At 50.1% G+C, this 3,124-nt stretch carries 3 protein-coding genes; all 3 read left to right on the forward strand.

Annotated features, from left to right (window positions below; translation table 11 throughout):
- Positions 1–185: 185 nt before the first annotated feature.
- The 3 genes from ACOSDR_RS20150 to ACOSDR_RS20160 all read left to right on the forward strand — a co-directional run bounded on the left by ACOSDR_RS20150 (position 186) and on the right by ACOSDR_RS20160 (position 2,832).
- Positions 186–1,349 (forward strand): tyrosine-type recombinase/integrase, encoded by a 1,164-nt coding sequence (locus tag ACOSDR_RS20150; RefSeq protein WP_420726109.1) that lies wholly within the window; start codon positions 186–188, stop codon positions 1,347–1,349.
- 237 nt (positions 1,350–1,586) lie between these two features.
- On the forward strand, positions 1,587–2,405 hold the full coding sequence (locus tag ACOSDR_RS20155) for a hypothetical protein (protein WP_420726108.1): 819 nt from the start codon (positions 1,587–1,589) through the stop codon (positions 2,403–2,405).
- 193 nt (positions 2,406–2,598) lie between these two features.
- Positions 2,599–2,832, forward strand: coding sequence for a helix-turn-helix transcriptional regulator (locus tag ACOSDR_RS20160; protein ID WP_420726107.1), 234 nt, complete (start codon positions 2,599–2,601; stop codon positions 2,830–2,832).
- The last annotated feature ends 292 nt before the right edge of the window (positions 2,833–3,124 follow it).

Genomic DNA, 3,124 nt, shown 5'->3' on the forward strand with positions numbered 1-3,124 from the left:
ACCTTCAGGTTATGAGTTAGTTTTTTAGGGGTCCTCTGGGATACGCTGATATTCTCTATATAGTCATATATCATTGTTAAATATAGTATATTTTCTGTTTTATATTCGCTCACTGACTCTCAACGGTCTTGCATTTCGCTCTCACTTGCTTCCTATATGCTTCCTGTTTTGATAAAGGAAGCACTATGACCCGTCTTAGCAAACGCACCGTTGATACCCTTTCGCCAGGTGAGAAGGAGTATTTTGTCTGGGATGAGGATATGCCGGGATTTGGCCTTCGTGTCTGGCCAACGGGTCGCAAGGTCTATCTGATACAGTACAGAGACAGTGGTGGGCGCACCCGGCGCAAGGGATTGGGCAAGCATGGCGTCGTTACCGCAGAAGATGCCCGTAAGGAAGCCCGTGAGCTATTGGCATCGGTTGCCCGGGGGGCGAACCCCTCAGGCGATGCCAAGCGCAAGCGTGTGGCCCCTACAGTCGAGGAACTGTGCGAACGGTTTATGGATGAGTATGTCCCGTCTCACTGTAAGGCATCCACGGCGAAAGAGTATCGACGGAATATCGATCTCTTCATCAAGCCGCGTCTGGGCAAGATGAAGGTGGCAGAGATTGAACGCTCGGACATTGCAGACCTTCACCATGCCCATAGGGAGATATCGTATCAGGCGAATAGAACTCTTGGCGTCTTGTCCGTCATGTTTAACCAGGCCGAAGTGTGGGGCCTTCGTCCAGACGGGTCGAATCCATGCCGCCATGTGAAGAAGTATGAGGAGAAGAAGCGGGAGCGCTATCTCTCTACTGAGGAACTCATACGGTTGGGACAGACGCTAAATGAACTAGAGGCATCGGGTGAGGAGCCCCTGCCCCCGATCCACTGTATCCGGCTTCTCATCCTTACGGGATGCCGCCTTAGCGAGATACAGACTTTACAATGGTCCTATGTACAGGGGAACCGTTTAAGGCTCCCCGATTCCAAGACCGGGGCGAAGAGTGTTTACCTGGGACCAGCCGCGCTGGAAGCCCTAGGAAAAATCGAGCGCTTTGATGATAATCCCTACGTAGTTACGGGAAAGCTCCCAGGCACGCATCTAACCGACATGCAGCGGCCTTGGCGTCGCATACGTAGGAGAGCGGGATTAGACGACCTTCGTATCCATGACCTAAGGCACTCCTTTGCATCCAGTGCCGTAGGGATGGGAGAGAGCCTTCCTATGATCGGAAAGCTTTTAGGTCATTCCCAGGTGCAGACCACAGCGCGCTATGCCCATCTTGCCGATGATCCTGTACAGGTATCAGCGGATCGGATATCGGGGGAATTGGCTAGGCTTATGGGTGGGGGCAATAGCTAACCCTACGTACATAGGGACCATGCTTAAAAGCCTAAGGCTTCGTTTCCTTAGCTAAGAAAACTTGGACCATAGCCCATACTTATGAAGGGTCTACTCACAGTCTCTAAGGGACGCACTACGCCGATAGCGTTAGAGACGAGTTTCGTCCAATTTATCTATCTTACGCTCAACGGTTTATTCACCCTAAGGAAGAAGGTACGCTAAGTCTGCAAACCGTCCCTTAGGCACGAACTACTCATGATAACGTATCTCGAATTTCATAATCGCTATATGCTACTCCAAGCATTCGACCTCCTAGGCATTAAGATATTTGGAGACGACTGGGACGGTCACGAAGCATGGGCACGACCTTCAAATGGAATCAACTCGCTTAAAGAACGTCATAGACGATTGAGAGATCAGATTGAGCAACTTGAATTGGAGATTGCCCCATTGAGAGTGAAGTTTAGCTTGGCACTCGACCGAGCGGAACAGGATAAGTTTAGCCATCAAGCGGCGGCACTTCAGGTAAAAAAAGACACGCTGTATGAAGAACTCCGCAAGCTGCCAAACAACTTTGATACGCTAGAAACTGACCAAGCGAGATTTGATCGCCGCGAACGAGTTCACAATACTTTATGGGATGCTGCCATAAAGAAAGACCTAAATCTTTTTTGTGGTCTTTACACAATTATGGAACTAGGAGCTTGGTCTAAAGAACCAGGCTTCCATTTAAATATAGGCCTCTCGATGGTTAGGGCACCTCAACGCTATGGCCGTAGGCGTGGCCCAGTATCGATTGAAAAGACGCAATTCGAGAATTGGCTACAGGATGTAGAAGTTCTGATTCCTTCTAGCAGGCCAATACCCGATCCAAGTCTGCTAGAGCAAGTCGGGGCCTTTATACAAAAATCTATTTCCGAGAATCCGAACCTCCGAAAAGATGGCATTCGGAAACTGGCACAAACGCAGTTTCCAAGGCTATCAGGTGAACTATTCAAGACTGCTTGGAAAACCTCTGCGCCTGGGACCCACACAAAAGGAGGGCGACCGAAAGGTAAAAAACCATCTGATTAGACCCACATGATTTGTCTTACGTAACTTTTTTTCAATAGTAACACGCTGATATTTAACAAAAATAAATCAGAAGGATTTACCCAACTGATTATTAAGAAATCGTAGGGACTATTAAGACTTTTTGAAAGAGGACATCTTCCGGTCAAGAGGTAAGCGCATTCGGGCGCATGCCAATCACTAGGAAGGTACCAAAATGTTAAACGACAATTTGAATATCAAAGACTCGTCCTATTTGGACAGGCTTATCAATGAACAAGAAGCCGCCGAATTTCTCGGATACACAATCCGGGCTTTGCAGAATTGGCGAGTACGAGGCGGCGGTCCCCGTTTCGTAAAGGTCTCTGGCCGGTCTATCCGCTATCGCCGCCGCCAACTGATCGAATGGGCGGATTCCAAGATGGTCAGCCATACGTCGGAAGTGGCGTAAGGCGATGGGGTTGAGCCTTTCCACAAGTTTTGCCCTGGCGGGGCTGGCCGCGCCGTCAGGGATTTTGGGGACGGATGCGGTCCAGACAGACACAGAGCGTAAGCTCTCTCAGTCTGGCTCCGCACCCGCCACAAAAGAGGGGCAGGCTCTGAGCCTGCCCCTCCCTTTCTGTCTACCCGTCCCTAAAACCCAAAGCGGCCCCGGCGCGCAGCGTCGGAACAAGCACGCGCTAGCGTGCGCTCTTTCTTTTCTGGTTTTGAACATTCGGAAACCCAAGAGGGGGGTCCTTGTA

This window comes from Hwanghaeella sp. 1Z406, from assembly GCF_048892425.1.
Taxonomy (GTDB): domain Bacteria; phylum Pseudomonadota; class Alphaproteobacteria; order UBA8366; family Aestuariispiraceae; genus Pacificispira.